Source organism: Streptomyces sp. NPDC054794 (assembly GCF_053611585.1).
The window spans coordinates 1-23324 of the sequence record NZ_JBSHAQ010000084.1; the positions used below are offsets into that span (position 1 = coordinate 1).

General features: G+C 72.2%; 14 protein-coding genes, 1 tRNA gene and 1 pseudogene. 6 read left to right on the forward strand and 10 right to left on the reverse strand.

The genetic code is table 11. From position 1 onward, the window contains the following. Positions 1-225 precede the first annotated feature (225 nt). Together ACWGKT_RS45320 and nrfD are read left to right on the forward strand one after the other, a co-directional pair. A complete protein-coding gene (locus tag ACWGKT_RS45320; protein WP_453278318.1) occupies positions 226-1155 on the forward strand; it encodes a 4Fe-4S dicluster domain-containing protein in 930 nt (309 codons plus the stop codon). A 112-nt stretch (positions 1156-1267) separates the two neighbouring features. Continuing rightward, positions 1268-2173, forward strand: a complete 906-nt coding sequence (gene nrfD, locus ACWGKT_RS45325) for an NrfD/PsrC family molybdoenzyme membrane anchor subunit (RefSeq protein ID WP_453278333.1) — start codon at positions 1268-1270, stop codon at positions 2171-2173. A gap of 29 nt (positions 2174-2202) precedes the next feature. Here the strand turns inward: nrfD and ACWGKT_RS45330 are convergent, their stop codons facing one another. Further along, a complete protein-coding gene (locus ACWGKT_RS45330) occupies positions 2203-2880 on the reverse strand; it encodes a haloacid dehalogenase type II (protein WP_453278319.1) in 678 nt (225 codons plus the stop codon). 319 nt (positions 2881-3199) lie between these two features. Between ACWGKT_RS45330 and fdh the strand changes: the two genes are divergently transcribed. Next, positions 3200-6460, forward strand: a complete 3261-nt coding sequence (gene fdh / locus ACWGKT_RS45335; RefSeq protein ID WP_453278320.1) for a formate dehydrogenase — start codon at positions 3200-3202, stop codon at positions 6458-6460. 37 nt (positions 6461-6497) lie between these two features. On the opposite strand, the gene selD is transcribed toward fdh, so the two are convergent. Further along, the gene (gene selD, locus ACWGKT_RS45340; protein ID WP_453278321.1) at positions 6498-7520 is read right to left on the reverse strand and encodes a selenide, water dikinase SelD; all 1023 of its coding nucleotides are present in this window, start codon (positions 7518-7520) and stop codon (positions 6498-6500) included. 34 nt (positions 7521-7554) lie between these two features. On the opposite strand from selD, the gene ACWGKT_RS45345 reads away from it, so the two are divergent. Next, positions 7555-7648 (forward strand) — tRNA-Sec (locus tag ACWGKT_RS45345). Between the two features lie 82 nt (positions 7649-7730). Here ACWGKT_RS45345 and ACWGKT_RS45350 read toward each other — a convergent pair. The 3 genes and pseudogenes from ACWGKT_RS45350 to ACWGKT_RS45360 all read right to left on the reverse strand — a co-directional run. Continuing rightward, a pseudogene (locus ACWGKT_RS45350) lies at positions 7731-9431 on the reverse strand (GTP-binding protein); the annotation flags it as partial. Between the two features lie 5 nt (positions 9432-9436). Continuing rightward, entirely contained in the window at positions 9437-10819 is a 1383-nt protein-coding gene (gene selA, locus ACWGKT_RS45355; protein ID WP_453278322.1) for an L-seryl-tRNA(Sec) selenium transferase, read from the reverse strand. Between the two features lie 167 nt (positions 10820-10986). After that, positions 10987-11328: a helix-turn-helix transcriptional regulator gene (locus ACWGKT_RS45360; RefSeq protein ID WP_356155451.1), complete on the reverse strand. Its 342-nt coding sequence runs from the start codon at positions 11326-11328 to the stop codon at positions 10987-10989. A gap of 132 nt (positions 11329-11460) precedes the next feature. Between ACWGKT_RS45360 and ACWGKT_RS45365 the strand changes: the two genes are divergently transcribed. After that, complete coding sequence (locus ACWGKT_RS45365; RefSeq protein ID WP_453278323.1) at positions 11461-12210, forward strand: ANTAR domain-containing protein; 750 nt, start codon at positions 11461-11463, stop codon at positions 12208-12210. Between the two features lie 229 nt (positions 12211-12439). Next, on the forward strand, positions 12440-13954 hold the full coding sequence (locus ACWGKT_RS45370; protein ID WP_453278324.1) for a lysyl oxidase family protein: 1515 nt from the start codon (positions 12440-12442) through the stop codon (positions 13952-13954). A gap of 83 nt (positions 13955-14037) precedes the next feature. On the opposite strand, the gene sbnA is transcribed toward ACWGKT_RS45370, so the two are convergent. The 5 genes from sbnA to ACWGKT_RS45395 are packed head-to-tail and all read right to left on the reverse strand — an operon-like array spanning position 14038 to position 23248. Next, on the reverse strand, positions 14038-15138 hold the full coding sequence (gene sbnA / locus ACWGKT_RS45375; RefSeq protein ID WP_356155460.1) for a 2,3-diaminopropionate biosynthesis protein SbnA: 1101 nt from the start codon (positions 15136-15138) through the stop codon (positions 14038-14040). Positions 15139-15173: 35 nt separating this feature from the next. Next, complete coding sequence (gene sbnB / locus ACWGKT_RS45380; protein ID WP_356155463.1) at positions 15174-16244, reverse strand: 2,3-diaminopropionate biosynthesis protein SbnB; 1071 nt, start codon at positions 16242-16244, stop codon at positions 15174-15176. Continuing rightward, a complete protein-coding gene (locus ACWGKT_RS45385) occupies positions 16241-17245 on the reverse strand; it encodes a TauD/TfdA family dioxygenase (RefSeq protein WP_453278325.1) in 1005 nt (334 codons plus the stop codon). The genes sbnB and ACWGKT_RS45385 overlap by 4 nt, the downstream gene beginning before the upstream one ends. A gap of 50 nt (positions 17246-17295) precedes the next feature. Next, positions 17296-20574 (reverse strand): non-ribosomal peptide synthetase, encoded by a 3279-nt coding sequence (locus ACWGKT_RS45390; protein WP_453278326.1) that lies wholly within the window; start codon positions 20572-20574, stop codon positions 17296-17298. Positions 20575-20587: 13 nt separating this feature from the next. Beyond that, positions 20588-23248 carry a Pls/PosA family non-ribosomal peptide synthetase gene (locus ACWGKT_RS45395; RefSeq protein ID WP_453278327.1) on the reverse strand — a complete coding sequence of 887 codons (2661 nt, stop codon included), beginning with the start codon at positions 23246-23248 and terminating at the stop codon, positions 20588-20590. Positions 23249-23324 lie beyond the last annotated feature (76 nt).

Consider the following 23324-nt stretch of genomic DNA (forward strand, 5'->3'; position numbering starts at 1 on the left):
GCTCTGCGGAGGCAGGCTCGGCCGGGGAGCCCGGCGCTCGGTGTCTCGTGCGGTTCCTCCTCCGATCCCTCCTCCGATCCCTCCCCCGTCTCTCCTCCCGTCTCTCCTCCGCCCTCTCCTCGCCGCCGTTTCGAGCGCGCGCGGCCCGGGCACCCGTGTCAGGCTCGAAGCGGAGCGCTGACGGTGACGGCCCGGGCGCAGCGGGCGGCAGACGGAGGTCTGGCCATGACCCACGGCAATCAGCTGTACGGTCCACAGCCGGATGTGGCGGGCGCGGCCGGGTACGCCGACGCCCCGCCGCGCATGGGTTTCTTCACGGACACCTCCGTGTGCATCGGCTGCAAGGCGTGCGAGGTGGCCTGCAAGGAGTGGAACGCGGTCCCCGAGGACGGCCTGGAGCTGACGGGCATGTCCTACGACAACACCCAGGGCCTCGGCGCCGACACCTGGCGCCACGTGGCCTTCATCGAGCAGCGCACCACTGTCGGCGAGGCCGTCAACGTCTTCGACGCCGCCCGCCGCCTCGACACCGCTCCCCCGGCCGCGGCGGCCGGACAGATCTCCCCGGTGCAGCCCGACGGGCGTACCGAACTGCGCTGGCTGATGTCCTCGGACGTCTGCAAGCACTGCACGCACGCGGCCTGCCTCGACGTGTGCCCCACGGGTTCGCTGTTCCGCACCGAGTTCGGCACGGTCGTCGTCCAGGAGGACATCTGCAACGGCTGCGGCTACTGCGTGCCCGCCTGCCCCTACGGCGTCATCGACCAGCGCCGGGACGACGGGCGCGCCTGGAAGTGCACCCTGTGCTACGACCGGCTCGGCGCCGGCATGGAACCGGCCTGCGCCAAGGCCTGCCCGACGGACTCCATCCAGTTCGGCCCGCTGGAGGAGCTGCGGGACCGGGCGGCGGACCGGGTGGCCCGGCTGCACGCGGCCGGTGTCACCGACGCCCGCCTGTACGGAGCGAGCCCGGACGACGGGGTCGGCGGCGACGGCGCGTTCTTCCTGCTGCTGGACGAGCCGGAGGTCTACGGGCTGCCGCCCGACCCGGTGGTCACCACCCGGGACCTGCCGGACATGTGGCGGCACGCGGCGATGGCCGCCGTGTCGCTCGGCGCGCTGGCCGTCGCCAGTTTCCTCAAGAGGCCACGATGACCCGGAGGCCACGATGACCGCAAGCCCTCGGGACGCGGAGCCCGGAGGAGACACCCCCGGCGCGGCGCACTCCGGGCGCCCCCGACGCCGCCGTGGCCGCGGCGAACGGGCCATGGTGCCCGACGCGCGGTTCTCCTCGTACTACGGCAGGCCGATCCTGAAGCCGCCGACCTGGCGGCCCCTCGACATCGCCGGGTACCTCTACCTCGGCGGACTCGCGGGCGCCTCCTCGCTGCTGGCCGCCGGGGGCCACGCCACCGGACGCCCCACCCTGGCCCGGTCGGCGAAGCTCGGCGCGGCGGGCGCCATCTCCCTGTCGCTGGCCGCGCTCGTCCACGACCTGGGCCGGCCCACCCGCTTCCTCCACATGCTCCGGGTCGTCAAGCCCACCTCCCCGATGAGCATGGGGTCGTGGCTGCTGGTCGGCTACGCCCCGCTGACGCTGGCCGCCGCGGCGAGCGACGTCGTCGGCCGGTACCGGCTCGTCGGCTCGGCCGCCACGGGGGCCGCCGCCGTCCTCGGCCCGGCGGTCGCCACGTACACAGCCGTCCTGATCTCGGACACGGCGGTGCCCTCCTGGCACGAAGGACACCGGGAGCTGCCGTTCGTCTTCGCGGGCTCGGCGGCCACCGCGGCGGCCGGACTCTCGCTGGTGGCGGCGCCCGTCGCGCAGACGGGACCCGCCCGCCGGATGGCGGTCCTCGGCGCGGCCCTGGAGCTGGGCGCCTTCCGGTCGATGAAGCGGCGGATGGGGCTGGTGGCCGAGCCGTTCGAGGAGGGCCGGCCGCACACGCTGCTGCGCGCCGCGGAGGTTCTCACGGCGGGTGGCGCGGTGCTCGCCGGATGCGCGGGACAGCGGCGGCGCGGGCGGCGTCTCGCCGCGCTGGCCGGGGCCGCCCTGCTGACCGGGTCGGCGGCGTTGCGGTTCGGCGTGTTCCTCGCGGGGGTCGCCTCCGCCGAGGACCCGAAGTACACGGTCGTACCGCAGCGGGAGCGGCTGCGGGACCGGGAGGGCTGACGCGCTGGGCGGACGCGCCGGGCGTCACGTCACGCGAGTCGCCGGGCGAGGTCCGGCAGGTCGTCGGCCGTGACGTCGGCCGGGCACATCACCGACGGATACGGGCCCGCCGTCCGGCGCAGCCAGGCGGTCGCCAAGCCGGCGCGGGCCGCGCCGTTCACGTCCCACGGGTGCACGGAGACCAGCATCGCCTCACCCGCCGGCATGTCCGCCGTGCGCAGCGCGTGGGCGTAGGCGGCGGGTGCGGGCTTCCAGGCTCCCGCCGGGCTGACGTCCAGGAGGGCCTCGAAGCAGTCCGTCAGACCGGCCCGGTCGAGCACCGCGCGGGTGGTGTCGGCCGAGCCGTTCGTCAGGGTCAACAGGCGCCGGCCGGCCGTGTGCAGGGCGTTGATGCCGTCGGGTACGTCCGGATTGACGGGCAGTTCGGGCATTCCGGCCAGCACATGCGCCACGGCCTCTTCCGTGGCCGGCGCGGGCGCGTGCCGGGCGAGCAGCGTGCGCAGCACGTCGTGGGCGACGTCCGCGAACGACGCGTACGTGCCCGCCAGGGTCAGGGCCGTTCCGTCGCGCAGGACACCCGCGAACCAGGCGGGCAGCAGATGGCCGGGCAGGCCGACGTCGGCAAGGCGCGCGGCGAGCGGGGTCATGTCGGTGAGCGTTTCGTTGACGTCGAAGACGAGGACACTCGGTGTGCGGTCGGGTGCCAACGGGATCACCCCCTGGCCGCCGAGTGCCCGGCAGACGTCGTGCCAAGCGCGGGCGGCCCGACCCGCTCGCGCGGCCATTTCGCGGGCGCCCGTTTCGATGATCGGGCGGCGGGTACTCCGGCTCGGCCGGAACCCGGAACACCGACGGAGGGACCGAAGGATGCCGGCGTTCATGCGGATGCCGTGGGCACCCGGCTGCGGGAGAATCTTGCGCAGGAGGGCCGGGACCCGGCCCCGCACCGACGTCGCACCGGTCCGGCAGGACAGGCCCGGCCGGCGTCCGGCCGATCGCAGGTCAACCGCGCGGGAGGAGTGACTCGTGGGCGTCCGCACATGGATCGACTCCTGGCCGGTGTACCGCCAGCTCACGGGGACCGACCCGCTGGGGCGTGGGGCCGCGGCCAAGAGCGGGCGCAGCGAGCGGCTCACGCCCCGGGTGGCGAGCGCGGACCGCGTGGTGAAGTCGGTCTGCCCGTACTGCGCGGTGGGCTGTGGCCAGAACGTCTACGTCCAGGACGAGCGCGTCACCCAGATCGAGGGTGACCCGGACTCCCCCATCTCGCGCGGCCGCCTGTGCCCCAAGGGCTCGGCGAGCCTCCAGTTGACCACCGGCGACGCCCGCGAGCACTACGTGCTCCACCGGCGGCCGCACGGCACCGGGTGGGAGCGCCTCGACCTCGACACGGCCATGAACATGATCGCCGACCGGGTGATCGAGGCCCGGCGGGCGGGCTGGCAGTGGCAGGTCGACGAGACGCGGACCCGGCGCACGCTCGGCATCGCGAGCCTGGGCGGGGCCACGCTCGACAACGAAGAGAACTACCTGATCAAGAAGTTGTTCACCGCGCTCGGCGCCATCCAGATCGAGAACCAGGCGCGCGTTTGACACTCCTCCACCGTTCCCGGTCTGGGAACCTCGTTCGGGCGCGGCGGCGCGACCACCTTCCAGCAGGACCTGCAGTACTCCGACTGCATCGTCATCCAGGGCTCGAACATGGCCGAGTGCCATCCCGTCGGGTTCCAGTGGGTGATGGAGGCCAAGGCCCGGGGCGCGAAGGTGATCCACATCGACCCCCGGTTCACCCGCACCAGCGCGCTGTCCGATCTGCACGTGCCGCTGCGCGCGGGCACGGACATCGCCTTCCTCGGCGGGATCATCAACCACGTGCTGCAAAGCGACCGGTACTTCCGTGACTACGTGGTCGCCTACACCAACGCGCCCGTCCTGCTGCGGGAGGACTTCCGCGACACCGAGGACCTCGACGGCGTCTTCTCCGGACTCGACCCCGAGCACCGCACGTACGACAACAGCACCTGGCAGTACGAGGGCACGGAGATCCAGGCGGCCTCCGGCGCGCGCGACCAGGAGTACGAGAAGCGCACCGAGGGCGGCAGCTCGGTGGCGGGGGCCGGGGGCGGCGAGGCCCATGGCGCGGGCGGCCCGCCGCTGGGCGAAGGCGAGCCGGAGCGGGACGAGACGCTGACCCATCCGCGCTGTGTCTTCCAGGTCCTCAAGCGGCACTACGCCCGTTACACGCCGGAGCTGGTCGAGGAGGTCTGCGGGGTGCCGCAGGCGGTCTTCCGCCAGGTGTGCGAGCTCGTCGCCGACAACTCGGGGCGGGAGCGGACCACTGCCTTCGTCTACTCGGTCGGCTGGACGCAGCACACGGTGGGCGTGCAGTACATCCGCGCGGCCTCCATCCTGCAGACCCTGCTGGGCAACATCGGCCGACCGGGCGGCGGCATCCTCGCGTTGCGCGGGCACGCCTCCATCCAGGGGTCCACGGACATCCCCACCCTGTTCAACCTGCTGCCCGGCTACATCCCGCTCCCGCACGCGCACCGGCAACAGGATCTGTCCGCCTTCGTCCAGGCGGAGGCGGCGCACAAGGGGTACTGGGCCCCGATGCGCGAGTACCTGGTGAGCCTGCTCAAGGCGTACTGGGGCGAGGCGGCCACGCCCGACAACGACTTCTGCTTCGACTACCTGCCACGGCTGACGGGCTCCCACGCCACGTACGAGACGGCCATGGCCCAGCTGGAGGGCACCTGCAAGGGCTACTTCGTGCTCGGTGAGAACCCGGCGGTCGGCCACGGCAACTCCAAGCTGCAGCGCCTGGCGATGGCCAACCTGGACTGGCTCGTCGTACGGGACTTCTCCCTCATCGAGTCGGCCACCTGGTGGCTGGACGGGCCAGAGATCGAGACGGGCGAGCTGCGCACGGAGGACATCCGTACCGAGGTGTTCTTCCTGCCGGCCGCCGCGCACACCGAGAAGGACGGTAGCTTCACCAACACCCAGCGGCTGCTGCAGTGGCACCACCAGGCCGTCGCGCCGCCCGGCGAGGCCCGCAGCGACCTGTGGTTCACCTTCCACCTCGGGCGGCTCATCCGGCAGAAGCTGGCCGGCTCCAGCGACCCGATGGACCGGCCGGTGCTCGATCTGACCTGGGACTACCCCACCAAGGGCGAGCTCGTCGAGCCGGACGCCGAGGCGGTCCTCGCCGAGATCAACGGCTACGACGCCGACGGCAACCCCCTGGCGTCCTACGCGCAGCTCAAAGCCGACGGCTCCACGGCGTGCGGCTGCTGGATCTACTGCGGGGTGTACGCCGACGGCGTCAACCAGGCGGCGCGCCGCAAGCCCGGCGCGGAGCAGGACTGGGTGGCGGCCGAGTGGGCGTGGGCCTGGCCCGCCAACCGCCGCACCCTGTACAACCGGGCCTCGGCCGACCCGGAGGGCAGGCCGTGGAGCGACCGCAAGGCTCTGGTGTGGTGGGACGAGGACCAGGCGCGCTGGGTCGGCCACGACGTCCCCGACATCGACGTCGACAAGTCCCCCGGCGACCGGCCGCCGCCGGACGCGACCGGGCCCGAGGCCCTGTCGGGCGTCGACCCGTTCATCATGCAGGCGGACGGCAAGGCCTGGCTGTACGTGCCCACCGGGCTCACCGACGGACCGCTGCCCGCGCACTACGAGCCGCAGGACTCCCCGTTCCGGAACCTGCTGTACGGCCACCAGCGCAACCCCGTCCGGCAGTTGCTGGCCCCGCACCCCGACAACCGCTACCAGCCCAGCGGCGGCGATCCGGGCACGGAGGTGTTCCCGTACGTCGCCACCACCTACCGGCTGACCGAGCACCACACGGCGGGCGGCATGTCGCGCTGGCTGCCGTACCTGGCGGAGCTGCAACCGGAGTTCTTCTGCGAGGTCTCTCCCGAACTGGCCGCGGAGTGCGGTCTGGAGCACACCGGCTGGGCGACGATCGTCAGCGCGCGGGGTGTCATCGAGGCGCGGGTGCTCGTCACCGACCGCATGCCGCCCCTGACCGTGCAGGGGCGGACCCTGCACCAGGTCGGGCTGCCGTATCACTGGGGGCCGAACGGCTACAGCACCGGTGACGCGGCCAACGAACTGCTCCACCTGGCGATGGACCCCAACAGCCAGATCCAGGAGTCCAAGGCGTTCGCCGTCGACATCCGGGCCGGCCGACGTCCCCGGGGTCCGGCGTCGGTGGAGCTGGTGCGCTCCTACCGGGCACGGGCGGGCATCGACGCGCGCACGGGCACCGAACTCTGACCCTGTACCGGCACGGAACTCCCGCTGCGCACCGGAGCTACCGGAGCACGAGGGAGTGCGCCCCGCTCGGCACCAGTTCCCCGATCACCGGCGCGCCCGGCACCTCACCGGCGATCAGCAGCCCGCCCGAGGTCTGGGCGTCGGCCAGGAGCAGCCGCGTGTCGGCGTCGGCTGCGCCGAAGTCCGTGAACGGCGCCACCCACTCCAGGTTGCGCCGGGTGCCCCCGCTGACGTACCCGTCGCGTACGGCCTCCCGGGCACCGTCGAGGTAGGGCACGGCGGCGGTGTCGATCACCGCGGTGACGCCCGAGGCCCGGGCCAGCTTGTACAGATGGCCGAGAAGACCGAAGCCGGTGACGTCGGTGGCGCAGCTCGCGCCGGCCGCCAGGGCCGCGGCCGAGGCGTCCCGGTTGAGGGTGGTCATCGTGGCGACGGCCTGCTCGAAGCGCTCACCGGTGGCCTTGTGGCGGTTGTTGAGGACGCCGAGCCCGAGGGGTTTGGTCAGCGACAGGGGCAGACCGGCCCGGCCGGCGTCGTTGCGCAGCAGCCGGGCCGGGTCGGCGAGGCCGGTGACGGCCATGCCGTACTTGGGCTCGGGGTCGTCGACGCTGTGACCGCCGCCCACGTGACAGCCCGCCTCGGTGGCGATGTGCAGCCCGCCGCGCAGGACCTCGCGGGCGAGCTCGAACGGCAGCACGCCGCGGGGCCAGGCCAGGAGGTTGACGGCGAGCACCGGCCGGCCGCCCATCGCGTACACGTCGGACAGGGCGTTGGCGGCGGCGATGCGTCCCCAGTCGTAGGGGTCGTCGACGACCGGGGTGAAGAAGTCGGCGGTGGACACCACCGCCTGTGCGGGCGTGCCGCCCGCCGCGGGCAGCGCGACGACGGCGGCGTCGTCGCCGGTGGCCAGGCCGACGAGGAGCGGTGTGTCGGTGGCGGCCGGCGGCACCGAGAGCGCGTCGAGCACCCCCTCCAGTTCACCGGGCGGGATCTTGCAGGCACAGCCGCCGCCGTGGGCGAACCGCGTGAGCCGGACGGGCGCTTGGTGGGTCGTGGTCATGCGGGTCTCCTGGTCGAGTAGCCTGGTGGCCGTTGGAGGCGTGTGGGTGCCTGGTGGCCCTCCCGGTCTTCAAAACCGAGGTGCCCGAGGATCTCGGGCAGGCGGGTTCGATTCCCGTCCGCCTCCGCTTCCCCCGTCGTGGCGAAAGCGTCTGCGCCGGTCGTCCACGCGCTCGGTGTACCCCTGGGCGTCCAGGTGCTCCAGCAGCGGCACAACCACCCGGCGCGTGGTGTCCAGGGCCCGCCGGGCCTCGCTCGGCGTGAACGGCTGGGGCAGCCCGGCGAGCAGGGTGGCGGCCCGGGTGTCCGCGCCCGGCAGCAGCACGATGCCCTCGGCCACGCGCAGCAGCGCTCCGGCCGCGACGGCGGCTGCCACGGCCTTGCGGTTCAGGCCCAGCGCGGCCAGGCGGCCGGCCTCCGGCGCGTGGAAAGGTGCCCGCTCCAGGTCCCGGCGTACGGCGTCCACGGCCTCGGCGACGCCGGGCGGCAGGGTCGGCCGACGGTCGTCGGGGCCGTACAGCCGCCCCTGCCGGCGTTCCGGTCGCCGGTGGCCGGGCGCCTCGGCGAGGGCGTCGACCAGGGCCCGGTCGGGCAGGCCGAGCAGATGGCGGGCGGCCTCGGCGGGCAGGCCGGGGTCCAGGGGGTGCTCCCTCGCGTACCGGTCCACCTCGGCGACCAGGCGGGCGCGCAGGTCCGCCCAGTGGGCCGGGTCGGCGAGCCAGTCACCCACGACGGGTGCGGCCGGTGGCGGCACTCCCATCGCGAGGAGTTCGGAGCGCGTGACGAGCCCGCGCCGGCGTAGCTCCGCCGGGCCGTCCGGACTGCCGGTCATGGCCGCGAGGTGCTCCGCCCTGGCACGGGCCGCGCCGCGCCGGGCCAGCAGTGGCGGGCGCACGTCCAGCACGGTGACGCCGCAGGGGACGCGTCGGCCGCCCGGTTCGCGCAGCACGGCGCGGTCGCCGACGCGCAGGGGGAGCTGTCGGGACAGGGTGAGGCGGGCGGTGTCCCGGCCCAGGGGGCGGACGGTCGCCGGGACGGCCGCGGTGCCGAGGTGCAGGGTGACCGCGCGGGGCAGGTCGTCGACGGGTTCGCCCACGATGCGTACGTCGACGAGGCCGGTGAGCAGCCAGCGGTCCGGCGCCAGCAGGACCTCGCCCCGCCGCACCGCACCGGCCCCGGGACCGTGCACGTTGACCGCCACCCGCGCCACCCCGCGCACGGCGGGGCGCTCCTCGTGCAGGGACTGCAGACCGCGCACCCGCAGCACGGCCGTCCCCTCACCCGTCACCAGCCGGTCTCCCACGCGCAGGGTGCCCGCCCCGAGCGTGCCGGTCACGACGGTGCCGTGGCCGCGCACGGTGAAGGCCCGGTCCAGCCACAGCCGCACGTCCGCATCCGGGGGCGGGTCCGGCAGCGTGTCCGCCAACCGGGCCAGGGCGAGGCGCAGTTCGTCCAGCCCGGCGCCGGTCACCGCGCTGACCGCGACGGACGGCACGGCACCCAGCGAGGTGGCGGCCATGCGTTCCAGGGCGTCCGCGCGGGCGGGTTCGGGGTCGGCCAGGTCGGCGCGCGTCACCGCGAGGACGGCGTGGCGGACGCCCAGCGCTTCGAGGATCGCCAGGTGCTCCGCGGACTGCGGCTGCCAGCCCTGGTCGGCGGCCACCACGAACAGCACCGCGGGCACCGGCCCGACCCCGGCCAGCATGGTCGGGACGAACCTCTCGTGGCCCGGTACGTCCACGAAGGCGAGGTGCTCCCCGTCCGCGCCGAGCCGTGTCCACACGAAGCCCAGGTCGAGGGTGAGCCCCCGGCGCCGCTCCTCCTCGAAGCGGTCGGGCTCCATGCCGGTCAGTGCCCGGACCAGGGCGGACTTGCCGTGGTCGACGTGTCCGGCGGTGGCCAGGACCCGCATGGTGCCTACCCTTCCGCGGCCGCCCGCACCGCCTCGGCGAGCCGTTCGTCGTCCTGCGGCGGCACCGCCCGGAGGTCGAGCAGACAGCGCCCCGCCTCCAGCCGCCCGACGACCGGGACGTGTCCCGTGCGCAGGGCGGCCGCGTACGACTCCGGCAGGGACAGCGCGCCGCTGGGCAGGGTCACGCCGGGCGCACCGCCCCCGCCCACCGTCGCCGCGCTCTCGACGGCCTGTACGTCGACGCCGTGCGCGCGCAGGGCGGCGGCGAGCCGGTCGGCGCGGGCGCGCAGCGCGCTGGGGGCGGCGGCCAGCGCGGCGGCGGTCGGCGTCGGCGGGCCGGTGAGCGTGGCCTCCAGGGCGGCCAGCGTCAGCTTGTCGACGCGCAGGGCCCGGGCCAGCGGATGGCGGGCCAGGGTGCGCACCAGGTCCTCCTCGCCCAGGAGGAGCCCGCACTGGGGTCCGCCCAGCAGCTTGTCGCCGCTCGCGGTGACAAGGGAGGCGCCGGCTCGCAGCTGGGTCTCGGCGTCCGGTTCCTCGGGCAGCAGCGGATGCGGCGCGAGCAGGCCGGAACCGATGTCGACGACCACCGGGACGCCCAGGGCGGCGAGTTCAGCGACGTCGGCGGTGCGGGTGAAGCCGGTGATGCGGAAGTTGGAGGGGTGCACCTTCAGTACGAAGCCCGTGCCGGGGCCGATCGCGGCGGCGTAGTCGGCGGCGGTGGTGCGGTTGGTCGTGCCGACCTCTCGGAGCCGGGCCCCGGTGGACACGAGGAGGTCGGGCAGCCGGAAACCGTCCCCGATCTCCACCATCTCCCCCCGGCTGATGACGATCTCCCGCCCGGCGGCGAGCGTGGTGGCGGCGAGGACCAGCGCGGCGGCGCCGTTGTTGACGACGTGCGCCGCGCCCGCGGACGGCACCCTCTCGCGCAGCGCCCGCAACGCCGTGCGCCCGCGCCGGGCCCGTAGGCCGGTGTCCAGGTCCAGCTCCACGTCGGTGGGACCCGCCGCCTCCGCCACCGCCTGCCGAGCCGCCGCGGACAGCGGGGCCCGGCCGAGATTGGTGTGCAGCACCACCCCGGTGGCGTTGATCACCGCGCGCAGTCCGCCCGCCGTGTCGGGCAGCAGGGCGACCGCCGCGTCGGCGACCGCGTCGGGCGGGACGCGTCCGGTCCGCGCCCCTGCCTGCGCCTCCCGGACCGCCGCCTTGACCACGGGCGTGCCGAGCCTGCGGGCCGCCTCCGCCAGACGTGGTTCGCCGAGGAGGGCGTCGGTGCGCGGAATCCGCCGTCGTACGTCGCCGTCCGCGCTCTCGGACGTACGCGCGGGTGCGGGCTCGGCGGCCCCGCTCCTTCCCCCGCCCGCCCGCTCCGGCGTGATCCGCGGCTCCATGCGACACCCTGCCTCTCCCGGCCTCTGCGTCCTCTCCCGGCCTCTGCCTCGGCCTCGACGTGCGGCTGTCCGAGGACGCCCATCGTCTCCCAGTGCCCCTGGCAGCTGGTTCGACACGCCGGGCGGGCGGGCCGGGGGTCGTACGCCCCTGCCCCCGCGCGGGCTTCTCAGCTTTCCGGCTGGGCTTCCTCCATGTGGCGATGACGGTCGGCCTCGTCCTTGACCAGCAGCGCGAGGAGCGCCGCCACGGTCAGGCCGGCTTCGGCGGGGTGCCGGAGAACCCTGCTCGGGTCGATCCGGTAGACGTTGCCCCGCCCCTCGCGGGTGTGGGACAGATACCCGTCCCGCTCCAGATCGGAAATGATCTTCTGCACGGCGCGCTCGGTGAGGCGGCAGTGGGCCGCGATGTCACGGATGCGCGCGCTGTGATTGTCGGCGATGGCGGCCAGGACCCGGGCATGACTGGTGAGGAAGGTCCATCCGGTATGTGGCTCAGGCACTCCGTCCATGGCCTGATTCTACGGCCGTATTTTCACGCAATCTAAAACGCGAACTTTGTTTCATGCATATCTTGACGCCTTCCATACGGACAGGTGACCCTGGAACAGGGAGCCCCGTCCCGAACCCACCGAGAGGCGGTCATGCCCGAGCCTCCCTACACGGACCGGTCCGCACGCGACGCCGACGCCGACGTCGGCCGCGCGCGAGCGGACGACTGCGGCCAGGCCCCCGGCCCCCTCTTGATCTTCACCCACCCCGACGGGGACCGGGTGGTCGTCAGCGTGACCGGACAGCTCGGCCTCGACGACGGCGAACTGCTCATGCGCAGCCTGCGCGACGCCCTCGACAACTCGGCCACGGGCGTCGACCTCGACCTGGGCGGCGTCGACTTCTGGGACTGCTCCGCCCTCAACGTCCTGCTCACCGCCCGGCAACGGGCGCTGGCGCGGGGCAAGTCGATCGTCCTCGTCGCGGCCAGTCCCGTCGCGGAACGCCTGCTCGCCCTCACCGACACGTACGCGCTCTTCACGCCCGCGACTCCCGTGTCGGCCTCAGGCGCCACTGCCCCCTGCCACCAGCAGCACGAGTCGCCGTCCGAGGACGCCCGCGACGATCTGCGAGCGGAGGTCGTCCAGCTCCGGCGGGCCCTGCAGACCCGGCCGGACATCGATCTGGCCCGCGGGATCCTCATGGCCTCCTTCGGCCTCGACCAGGACGAGGCATGGTCGGTCCTGGTCACCGCGTCCCAGAACACCAACACCAAGCTGCGCCACCTGGCCAGGGACGTGGTGACCGCCGTGAAGGGCAACCCCCTGCCCGAACCGGTCCAGAAGAACCTGACCGCGGCCGTCGCGAAGATCACCGCCCCGCACGACCGGTCCGGTTCCTGACCGACCGCGGCGCCCACGCCCCCTGCGTCACCCTGCACCGTCGTTCCGTGGTCATGGAGTCGCGCGGTGAGGCAACCCGAAGCGGCCCAACACCTTCTTCACAGGCGGCACATGGATTACGCACAACCGCGCCGGCCGCTCAAGCACCTCTCGCACCGCACGGCACATGGAGCGGCCGCGCGGCACCGGCTTGCCGGACGCCGCTCCGGCACACTCGAACGAGGACGTGATGACGAGACTTCACACCAACCGGTTACGACGGTCGGCACTCGTGGCCGCCGCGACCATCACCATGGGGGTCGGGGGCGCCCTGCCGGCCGCCGCGGCACCCCACCCCGCTCAACCCGCCGCACCCCAGCTCAAACTGATCGCCGCCTCCGATTCGGTCACCGTCGACCGGTGGCGGGGCGAACCGGGCGTCTACCTGGACCTGGGCGCGTACATCACCGTCGATAAGGCGCCCCTCGAATTCCGGGTGACCCGTAAGTCCTACAAGGACCCCGTGGTGGCCCAGCAGATCATGCGGCAGGGCAGCACCACGCGGACCAAGACGTTGCCCGCCGGCCTGCTCAAGGACTTCACGGGACTGCCCGGGTTCCTCCAGGTCACGCTCACCGACGCCACGGGCGCCAAGGTGCTCAGCACGACGCAGTCGTTCTGCCCGAACACCTCGTCCGGCCGGATTCGCCCGGACGCCCCGGCCACCTCGCCCTATCCCGAGCGCTGCTCCGACAACCCCTTCACCCTCGGCTCTGTGTGGGGCACGCAGAAGGGCTGGGCGGCCTCCCTCGCCCCCGACTACAACAGCGGTCCCGTCAACCTGGCGGCCGGTCAGTACACGGCCAAGGTGTCCGTGGCCAAGAAGTACCGCGACCTCTTCGGCATGGCCGATCAGCCGCAGACCATCAAGGTGACGGTCCGTGAGACCGACGACGGCGGGGGGCACGGCGTCGCCGCCGGGCGTTCCGGCTCCCGGTCCTCGGCACTGAAGCCGAACGCCCACCGTCCGACCGGCCGCCGGGGGAACGCGGCCGTCATGCCGAAGCCCGACCTGCGCGCGCTGCCCGCCTACGGCATCGCGCTCACCGACGGCTCCGACGGGAACCACGGGCTCGCCGGCCCGGGCAAGGAGTACCTGGCGTTCAGCGCGACGGTGTGGAACGGGGGCCCGGCACCGCTGGTCGTGGACGGCTTCCGCAAGCCCGGCCAGGAGAAGATGGACGCCTACCAGTACTTCTTCGACGCCAAGGGCAAGCAGGTCGGCTACACCCCCACCGGCACCATGGAGTGGGACCCGCGGGAGGGCCACGAGCACTGGCACTTCACCGACTTCGCCAGCTACCGGCTGCTCGGCGCGGACCAGAAGGAGATCGTCCGCAGCGGCAAGGAGGCCTTCTGCCTGGCCGACACGGACGCCATCGACTACACGGTGAAGAACGCCAACTGGCACCCGGAGAACACCGACCTGGCCACCGCCTGCGGTGAGCGGAGTTCGGTGTCGGTGCGCGAGGCGCTGGACGTCGGCAACGGCGACACGTACAGCCAGTACCGTCCCGGTCAGTCATTCGACGTCACCGGCCTGCCCAATGGCACGTACTACATCCAGGTGCTCGCCAACCCCGAGCACAAGCTGCTGGAGACGAGCCAGAGCAACAACGTCTCCCTCCGCAAGGTGATCCTGGGCGGCACGCCCGGTGCCCGGACGGTGACCGTGCCCGCGTACGGTCTCATCGACTCGCACTGATCCCCGCTCCCCGCACACTCACGGCCGGGGGCCGGTCCGCCGCGGCGGACCTGTCCCCGGCCGTGGGCGCGGGTTGCGCGGCGCTACGATCTGCGCCGGCGGTCCGTCACCTGCGGTGCGGACTTGACCGTCTCCGGTGAGTCCGACCTCTTCGGCACGGAGTTGACCGTCTCGGCGTCCTCGGTGCTCTCGGCGTCCTCAGCGTTCTCGGCGTATTCGCCGTCGTACTCGGGGTTGAGCACGTGATCGCCGTACAGATCCTGCAGCCAGTTGGTCTGGTAGATGGTGTCGAGGTAGCGCTCACCGAGGTCCGGGGCGATGGCGACCGCCGTGAGGCCGCGCGCGTCGTGCCCGGCGAGCCAGTCCGAGGCACCGCTGACCACGGTTCCGGTGGAGCCGCCGAACAGAAACCCGCGCCGGGCCAGTCGGTGGCAGGTACGGATGGTGTCCCGCTCCTCCACCCGGATCACCTCGTCCACGAAGGACTCGTCGAGCAGCGGGGGGCGCATGCTCATGCCGAGGCCGGGAATCATCCGGCGGCCCGGCTTGCCGCCGAAGGCGACCGAGCCCACGCTGTCCACGGCGACGATCCGCACCGGGCGATGCCACTCCCGGAAGTAGCGCGCGCACCCCATCAGGGTGCCGGTGGTACCCGCGCCGATGAACAGCACGTCCAGCTGCGGGAACTGGCCGGCGATCTCCAGCGCCGTCGTGCGGTAGTGTGCCCGCCAGTTGCCCGCGTTGGTGTACTGGCTGAGCCACACGTACCGGTCGTCGGACGCACACAGCGCACGGACGTAGTCGATCCGTTTGCCGAGGAAGCCGCCGTTGGAGTCCAGGTCGGCCACGATGTGCACCTGGCTGCCCAGCGCCTCCATCAGCAGTCTGGTCGACAGATTGCACCGGGAGTCCGTGACGCACAGGAACTGGTAACCCTTGCTCGCGGCGATCATGCTGAGCGCCACACCGAGGTTTCCCGACGAGGACTCGACGAGGATCGAGTCGCGCGTCAGGACGCCGTCGCGCTCGGCGTTCTCCACCATCTCGTTCGCGGCCTTCAACTTGATGGAGCCGGCGAAGTTGAAGCCCTCGCACTTCAGATAGAGGGAGCACCCGAGCACCGGCTCAAGGTCGACGAAGAGCCGGCCTTCGTTGAAGGCGTGCGGAGCGGATATGACGGGCACGGTGGCCTCCTGGTGCCAGGGCCGAGGACATCTCCTCAGCCGTATCGGCGCAGGTCGTGGAAGAAGTCGTCGATGAGACGGAGGTCCCCCGCGCGGGCTGTTTCGTCGTAGACGTACTTGCCGACGGCGAGGTCGAGGACGCCGAGTCCGAACGGCGAGAAGATCACCGTCCGGTCGGCCGGCACGGTCACCCGTCCCGACATGACGTCGTCGAGGGTGCCGTCGAGGAAGTCACGCTTGCCGGTGCGCTGTTCGGCCAGGTGCGGGGAGGTGTCGGCCTTCAGGCAGTGCTCGACGTCGTCGACGATGTTGGCGGAGTCGAGCAGGATCTCCGGGGCGAGGTCGCGCAGGGAGATGTGCAGGACGAGCGGGTGGTGGTCGAACCAGGACGGGTCGGTGACATGGGGTTCACCGGCGATGGTCGCGAAGACCACCAGGTCGCTGGAGCGGATCAGATCCTCCGGGCTCTGGTGGACGGCGACCTCGGCGGTGCTGCCGGTCTGCCGCAGATAGCCGGAGAAGCCGGCGGTGCTCTCGGCGGACACGTCGTACACGCCGACCGTGTCGAACGTCCAGCCGGTGCCGGCCAGGAACGTGTGGATGTAGCGGGCGATCAGTCCCGTACCGAAGAAGCCCACACGGGTGGGGCGGGTCCGGGTGCGGCTGAGCCAGTCGGCCGCCAGCGCGGCGGACGCCGCGGTCCTGGTGGCGCTGATGATGGAGCTCTCCAGGCAGGCGAACGGGTAGCCCGTGTCGTGGTCGTTGAGGATGAGCACCGCGGAGGCCCGCGGCAGCCCGGCGCTCACGTTGGCCGGGAAACTGGAGATCCATTTCAGGCCGTCCACATGGACCGAACCGCCGATCGAGGCCGGCAGCGCGATGATCCGAGCCGTGGGCCGGTCGGGGAAGCGCAGGAAGTACGACGGCGGATTGACCGAGTACCCGGCGCCGTGCAGCCGGTAGGTGGCCTCGACCAGCTCCACGATCTCCTTCTCGTGCCCGCCGAGTGCTTGCTCCACCTGGCCGCCGGAGATGACCGCGAAGGACGGCACCGTGTCCGGCCGGCTCGTGGAGCGCTCGGTGGCGGGTGACAGGACGTCGCTCATCGCTCGCTCGCCTCCGGGGTCGGGCAGCCGTCGGGCAACCGCCGGGGCTCGGCCATGCCGACCAGCACCTCGCGCTCGCCGGCGTAGGCCTCACGGCTGTGGGCGGTGCGGATGTTGTCGACGAGCATCAGGTCGCCGGCCTGCCAGGGCTCGCGGCGGGTGTGCTTCTCGTAGGTGGCGTTGAGCAGCTGGACGACGTCCTCCTCGATCGGAGTGCCGTCCCCGAAGCGGGTGTTGAAGGGCAGCCCGTCCTCGCCGTAGACGTCGACCAGGTACTCGCGCACCTCCGGCGCGAGCGTCCACTCGTTGAGGAAGGCGATCTGGTTGAACCAGCACCGCCGGCCGCTGAGCGGGTGCCGCACCACGGCGCTGCGGCGCTGCCGGGTGTGCAGGGAGCCGTCGGGCTGCCAGGTGAAGTCGATGGCGTTGGCACGGCAGTAGCGTTCGACGGCGGCGTGGTCGTCGGTGCCGAAGGACTCGGCGAGGGACGCCCCGATCTCGTCGTTGTAACTGCGGGTCAGCAGCCAGCCCTCGCGCTCGAACCGCTCGACCAGCGCGGCGGGCAGCGCCCGGAGCACCTCTTCCGCGTCTGCCACCGCGGTCGCCCCGCCCTCGCCGGGCGGCGTCGTGCACGCGAACAGCATCAGGCCGGGGACCTCCAGCGTGTAGCTGAGCTCGTGGTGCATGCACATCGGCTGGTTGGCCGGCCAGGTCGAGGAGGAGTAGAGCCCCGGGCCGTACGTCTGCCGGGGGGCGAAGGCCTCGCGCTCCGTCATCAGGCCGCCGGACAGCTCCGCGAAGACGGCACCGACCTGATCCGGCTCCCGCAGGCCCAGGCCCCGGACGAGCAGCGCACCGTGCTCGGTGACCTGCGCCCGCAGCGCCTCGCGGTTCGCGGCCGCCCAGCTCACCGGGTCACCGGGGCGCTCGGTGCGCAGGATCGCCGGTCTGTCCGGCCGCAGCTCCACGTCGGGCGGTGCTGTCAGGGGTGAGGACGACATCTCGGTTTCCTTTCGGTTGCCGCTGGGGGGGAGGCTCGTGAGCCTCAGGATCAGGAGGAGGCCAGGGGTGCGGTGGCGGCCTGGACGGCCCGTGCCGCACCGACCGGCCGGGTGCGCAGGAAGTAGTGGCCGCCGTCGGGGAGTTCGTACAGGTCGACGTGGTCGGCCAGCAGCCGCCAGTCCTGGTGGCGGTCGCGATGGCCGGGGGTGTTCGGGTCGTCGGCGGCGGCGACCACGGTGACCGGTGCGGACAGCTTCGCCATCGGCGGGGCGTCGAGGGCGCCCGCGAAATAGCCGTGTGCGGACACGCAGTCGTGCCGGTAGGCGGCACCGACGTGTTCGGCGTGCCGGGCGTTCAGTTCGGCGAGCTCGGTGTAGCCGCTGTCCGCGGTCAGCCGCGCGGCGATCTCCGCGTCGCTCCGGCCGGACAACTCGTCGATGGCGGCACGCCGTTCGGCGGCGGTGCCGAGCAGCTGCGCGCCGAGGAACACCCGGGGGACGTCCACGCCGCGCTCCAGCAGCTTGCGCGCCGTCTCCAAGGCCGGTGCGGTACCCGAGGAATGGCCCCACAGCATGACCCGGGTCAGACCGCGCGCGGTGATCTCGGCGACGACCTGCTCCGCCACCCGGGCGATCGGCGCGAACGGCTCCTGGTGGGCGGCCAGATCGTGACCGGGCAGGTCCACGGCGTACACGGCGAGGCCGCTGCCCGCCAACGCACTGGCCATCGGCTGGTAGTTGACGGCGTTGCCGCCCGCGTACGGGAAGCACACCAGGGCGCATTCCGCCGTACCGCCCGCTTCCGACAGGGGCTGCAGCAGTCCCGGGCGGATGCCGGTGGTGCCGTCGAGGAGCGCGGCCAGGTCGGCGAGTACGGGGTGACCGGTGATGTCCTTGAGGGACACCGCGCGGTCCAGCGCGATGGTGAGTTTCACGGCCGACAGGGAGGTGCCGCCGGTGTCGAAGAAGTGGTCGTCGCGGCCGATCCGGTGCTCGGGCACGCCCAGCAGCTCGGCCCAGGCCGCCGCCAGTTTCCGCTCGGTCGGGGTGAGCGGGGCCCGGTCCTCCGCGGTGACCTCGCCGTCCGCGTCGGGCGCGGTCTGCTGGGCCAGCGCGGTGAGGGCCTTCCGGTCGATCTTGCCGTTGGCGGTCAGCGGCAGGCCGTCCTGCCGGTGGAAGGCCGAGGGGACCATGTAGGCGGGCAGTACGGCGCCCAGAGCCTCGCGCAGCTCGTCCGTCCGCCGCTCGCGACCGGTGTAGTAGGCGATCAAGTGCTTGCTCTGGTCGGCCCGTTCGGCGACGACCACCGCGCCGTCCCGTACCCCGTCCACGCGCAGCAGGGCGTTCTCGATCTCCCCGATCTCGATGCGGAAGCCGCGGATCTTGACCTGGTTGTCCCGCCGGCCGAGGAACTCCAGCTTGCCGCCCGGGTGCCAGCGGCCCCAGTCGCCGCCGAGGTAGAGCCGCTCGCCCGGCCGGTACGGGTCCTCGCGGTAGGCCTCGCGGGTGCGCTCGGGATCGTTGACATAACCCCGTCCGACGCAGACACCGGAGAACGCGATCAGGCCCGGCGCGCCCAGCGGGACGAGCGACAGCCGCTCGTCGACGACGTACACGCGCACGTTGTTGACCGCGCGGCCCAGCAGCACGCGCTCGGGCACCCGGTCCATGACCTCGTGGTTGGTGTCGTCCGAGGTCTCGGTCAGCCCATAGGCGTTGACGAGCTTGATCCCGGGGCGGATCGCGAACCAGCGCTGGACCAGCTCCCGCTTCAGTGCCTCGCCGGTGACCGACACGCACCGCAGGTCCGGCAGTTCGCGCGGGTGCTGCTCCAGGTACGAGACCACCACCTCCAGGTAGGAGGGCACGACCTGGACCACAGCGGCGCGTTCGCGGACGAGCGTGTCGACGAACCGTTCCACGTCCACGATCACGTCCTGCCCGACCAGCAGGGTGCGTCCGCCCACCAGCAGCGCGGACACCAGCTGCCACAGCGAGATGTCGAAGCACTGCGGGGCGGTCTGCGCCACGACGGAGCCCTCGTCGATCCCCAGGTCGTCGATCTTGGCGTAGAGGTGGTTGAGCATGCCCGCGTGCTCGCACATGGCACCCTTCGGCTCGCCGGTGGAGCCGGAGGTGAAGTAGATGTAGGCCAGTTGGTCGGCGTCGACCGGCACCGCGACATCGCTGTCGCGGTCGCCGTCGGTGTGGGGTTCCGCGTATGCCGCCTCGATCAGCAGCCGCTCGCATCGCGGCAGGTCGGTCAGCGCCCGGTCGAGGGTGTCGGTGCTGCCGCTTTCGGTCAGCACCAGGCGGCAACCCGCGCGCGACAGCGTCGCCTTGATGCGGTCGGCCGGGAAGTGCGGCTCGATCGGCAGGTAGACGCCGCCCGCCTTGAAGACCGCCAGCGTCGCCGCGAGCCAGTCGAGGTTGCGTTCGGTGACCACCGCGACGACGTCCTCGCGGTCCAGTCCCCGGCGCAGCAGCGCCCGCGCCAACCGGTTCGCTCGGGCGTTGAGTTCGCCGTAGGTCCATGCCTGCTCGCCGCACACCGCGGCGACCGCCTCCGGATGTGCCCGCGCCCGCTGCTCGAAGAGCTCGTGGGCCCGCGCCCGCGGCAGCGACCGGCTGGGGCCGGCCAACCCTTCGAGCTGCTCGCGCACCTCGTCGGCCGACAGCAGGCTCTGCCACGTGTGTTCGGCGTCGACCTGATCCGTCATCCGGCGCAACGCGGTCAGGTGATGGCCACCGATGCGGGCCGCGCCGTCGGCGTCGAGCACGTCCGTGCGGTACCGCAGCCGCAGCACGAACCGTCCGTCGCGGTTGCGCCACCACGTGTGCAGGACGGCGCCGTCGACGTGCTCGGGCGCGTCCTCGGCGCCCATCGGGTCGAACACGATCTCGTACGGCTCCTGCGCAGCGCCGAGTTCCCGGCGCAGCTCCGCCACCGGGAAGTCCCGGTGCGCCCGTATGTCCGCCTCGGCCTGCGAGGTGCTCGACAGCAGCGCGCGCCACGTTCCCGGGGCGACGGTCAGACGGCAGGGCAGCGGTCCGCTCGGCACCCCGGCGGCGTACCACGTCGCCACCTCCTGCTCGCCGGACAGCGCGGCCAGCACCTTGGCGTGCGCCGCCAGCAGTACCGCGCCGACCGGCACGCCCACCTCCTGCGCCAGCCCGCGGACCGCGGCCGACACGTCGTCCGGCACCACCGCCTCGTGCTCGGCCACTCCCGGCACCGGCTCCCCCGCCCACCGCGGCACGGCGGTGTAACCGCCGGCGGTCAGCACCCGGCTCCAGAACTCGCGGTCCGCTTCCACACGCGCTCCCATCGGATGGCCTCTCTCAACGCGCCGTCGTGGCGGCGGTGTCGACCGAAGACGTCGTCGCCGCCGGGCCACTGCCACGGGGCTGGTCGACGAGGTCCGGCAGGTCCTCGGCGGGGTTGCCGCCCCACCGGACGTACGGCGGGACTTCCTCGCCCTTCATGAGGAAGGAGTCGGGAGCCAGCACCGCGCCGTCGCCCATCGTCACGCCGTAGTGCACATGGGCGCCGACGCCCAGCGTGCAGCCGGCACCGAGGGTGGTGCCGTCGGACTTGAAGGTGCCGTCCTCCTGCGAGTGGCACTGGATCTTGCTGCCGGCGTTGAGGGTGCACTCGTCGCCGATGGTGGTGAGCGTGCGCTCCGTCAGATAGCAGCCGTCGTCGAACACCCTGCTGCCGATGCGCACGCCGAGCATGCGCCAGACGAGGCTCTTGAAGGGGGTTCCGTTGAAGATGTTGAGGTGCTCGTCCGGAACCTTCCACAGACGCTCGTGCCACCAGAAGTGCGGGTCGTAGATGGAGCACAACTGGGGGCTCAGCCCGCGGAAGGAGGTGATGCAGCGCTCCAGCAGGATGTACCACAGGGTGGTGAATGCGAGCGTGAAGGCCAGATATCCGGCGATCACCACGTGGCCGAGCACACCGTAGAGGTCCACCGAGGCGAGGGCGAGCAGCGTGAGGAAGAAGGTGTGCAGCCACCGCACGAACAGCATGAGGAGCATCGAGCGGGTGTTGTAGAGGTTCTTGGCGGCCAGCCGGCGGCGCAGTGTGTCACCGGTCCTGAGGTCGTCGAAGCGCGCGTCGCGCTCCACCGACCGGGGAATCTCGAAGCACGGTGAGCCGAGGAGTCCCACGCCCTCGCGGACCTCGCCGTCGAGCGGGATCATCACCTTGGTCGCGAGCAGGCAGTTGTCGCCCGTTCTCCCGCCCGGCGGATAGGCGATGTTGTTGCCGAGGAAGTTGTGCGGGCCGATCGTCGTCCTGGACATCCGGAAGGACGTGCTGGAGAAGTCGGCGTTGATGAGGGAGAGGCCGTCGGCCACCATCGTTCCGCTGCCGACGGACACCAGGAACGGTGAGTCGTGGTGGACCTCGGTGCCGAAGTTGGACCCGGTCTGCTCGACCCGGGACAGGTCGTATCCGAGGCCGCGGAGGTAGTGGACGATGTAGGAGCTGTCACCGAAGAGCCAGGCGAAGAACCGGATGTTCGTCATGCGCGCCGTCATCCGGTGGATCGCGTAGTGGAATCCGTAGAGCGGGTAGACCCGGTCCGGCGTGACGGTCAGGTGCAGCAGCCGCGGAACGGTGTACAGGACGACGAGGCCCAGGACGAGGAAGCCGAGGAAGAGCACCGCGGAGAGGGCCAGCGCGTCGGGGATCAGTTGCGACCGGGACAGCACGGCCGTCTCGGGGTCGAGTCGCTTGCCGATCGCCGGCACCGCGGTGAACAGCATGTACGTCCCGCCGACGAACAGCGGTATGTACAGGAAGAACAGCTGCAGCAGGGTGACGAGAGCGAACCAGGCACGGCGGAACGCGCCGCACTTCGCCGGCGGGACCCGCACGTATTCGGTCTGCGTGGGCTGTGCCGGGGAGCCGTGCCAGTGCTCACCGTCCGGAACGGCCCGGCCGCGGTACAGGGCGGACGCGTGACCGAGCTGTGCGCCGTCGCCCATCGAGGCGCCGATGTCCAGGACGGTCTTCTCGCCGATGTACACGTCGCGGCCGAGCGTGATCCCGTCGATCTGGATGCGACCGGCGTGCGCCCGGTAGCCGAGCAGGAACGAGTCCTTGCGGATCACGGTGCCGGCGCCGATCGTCAGCAGGTCGGTGCAGACCGGGACGAAGCGGGTGAGGATCGTGACTCCCTTGCCGATGCGCGCGCCCAGTGCCCGCAGGTACAGCACGTACAGCGGACTTCCGACGAAGAAGATCATCGGATTGGCGTGCAGCAGCACCTTCAGGAGCCAGAAGCGCATGTAGGCCGGGCCCCAGACGGGGAATTCGGCCGCTTTCCAGCGGCCGACGAGAATCCATTTGGCGAGGACCGGGAAGAGGCACAGGCCGATGAAACCGATACCGCCGAACAGCAGCGACCGCAGATAGATGTCGGCCAGGCCATTGCCGGTGGCGACCCATTCGTAGCCCGTGGCGGTGACGAATCCGGCGACGACGGAATACCCCAGGAAGACCAGCAACTGGAACGTCCCGCACAGCACATGGCTGAACCTGTGCGTGCGCGTCGCCGGGGGCCGCGCCGTGTTCTCCTGCGACGGCGGTGCCGGGGGCGGTGAACCGACAGCGTCGGCAGCGGGCGGGGCGGTGGCCGCCAGGGCCTCGGCCAGGCTGCGGATCGTGGGGTACCGGTAGATGTCCTTCATGGACGCGGACGGCAGGTCCGCCCGCTTCCTGACCCGTGCGCAGAACTGGGCCATGACCATGGAGTTGGCTCCGAGGTCGTGGAAGAAGTGGCTGTCGGCCGGAACCTCCGCGACGCTCACGACGTCCGCCAGGACCTCCGCGAGTTTCCTCTCGGTGTCCGTCCCCACCGCGCCGTTGCCATTGCGTCCGGTGACGTTCGCTTCGTCCGCCCGGGATATGACGGCTGTTTCGTCAGGCCCGGGTATGACGGCTTCTTCGTCCGGCCCGGATATGTGGACCTTGGAGGATTGCTCCACCATGCGATCTCCTGGAGGACGTGTGCCATCGGAAGCCACGGAACCGCGCGCTCTTCGCTGATCAAGAACCGCGAGCTTC

Coding starts and splice junctions, on each gene's coding strand:
- ACWGKT_RS45320 (WP_453278318.1), top strand. CDS start 226: ATGACCCACGGCAATCAGCTGTACGGTCCACAGCCGGATGTGGCGGGC.
- nrfD (WP_453278333.1), top strand. CDS start 1,268: ATGGTGCCCGACGCGCGGTTCTCCTCGTACTACGGCAGGCCGATCCTG.
- selD (WP_453278321.1), bottom strand. CDS start 7,520: ATGACCACGACCCACCAAGCGCCCGTCCGGCTCACGCGGTTCGCCCAC.
- selA (WP_453278322.1), bottom strand. CDS start 10,819: ATGGAGCCGCGGATCACGCCGGAGCGGGCGGGCGGGGGAAGGAGCGGG.
- ACWGKT_RS45360 (WP_356155451.1), bottom strand. CDS start 11,328: ATGGACGGAGTGCCTGAGCCACATACCGGATGGACCTTCCTCACCAGT.
- ACWGKT_RS45365 (WP_453278323.1), top strand. CDS start 11,461: ATGCCCGAGCCTCCCTACACGGACCGGTCCGCACGCGACGCCGACGCC.
- ACWGKT_RS45370 (WP_453278324.1), top strand. CDS start 12,440: ATGACGAGACTTCACACCAACCGGTTACGACGGTCGGCACTCGTGGCC.
- sbnB (WP_356155463.1), bottom strand. CDS start 16,244: ATGAGCGACGTCCTGTCACCCGCCACCGAGCGCTCCACGAGCCGGCCG.
- ACWGKT_RS45385 (WP_453278325.1), bottom strand. CDS start 17,245: ATGTCGTCCTCACCCCTGACAGCACCGCCCGACGTGGAGCTGCGGCCG.
- ACWGKT_RS45390 (WP_453278326.1), bottom strand. CDS start 20,574: ATGGGAGCGCGTGTGGAAGCGGACCGCGAGTTCTGGAGCCGGGTGCTG.
- ACWGKT_RS45395 (WP_453278327.1), bottom strand. CDS start 23,248: ATGGTGGAGCAATCCTCCAAGGTCCACATATCCGGGCCGGACGAAGAA.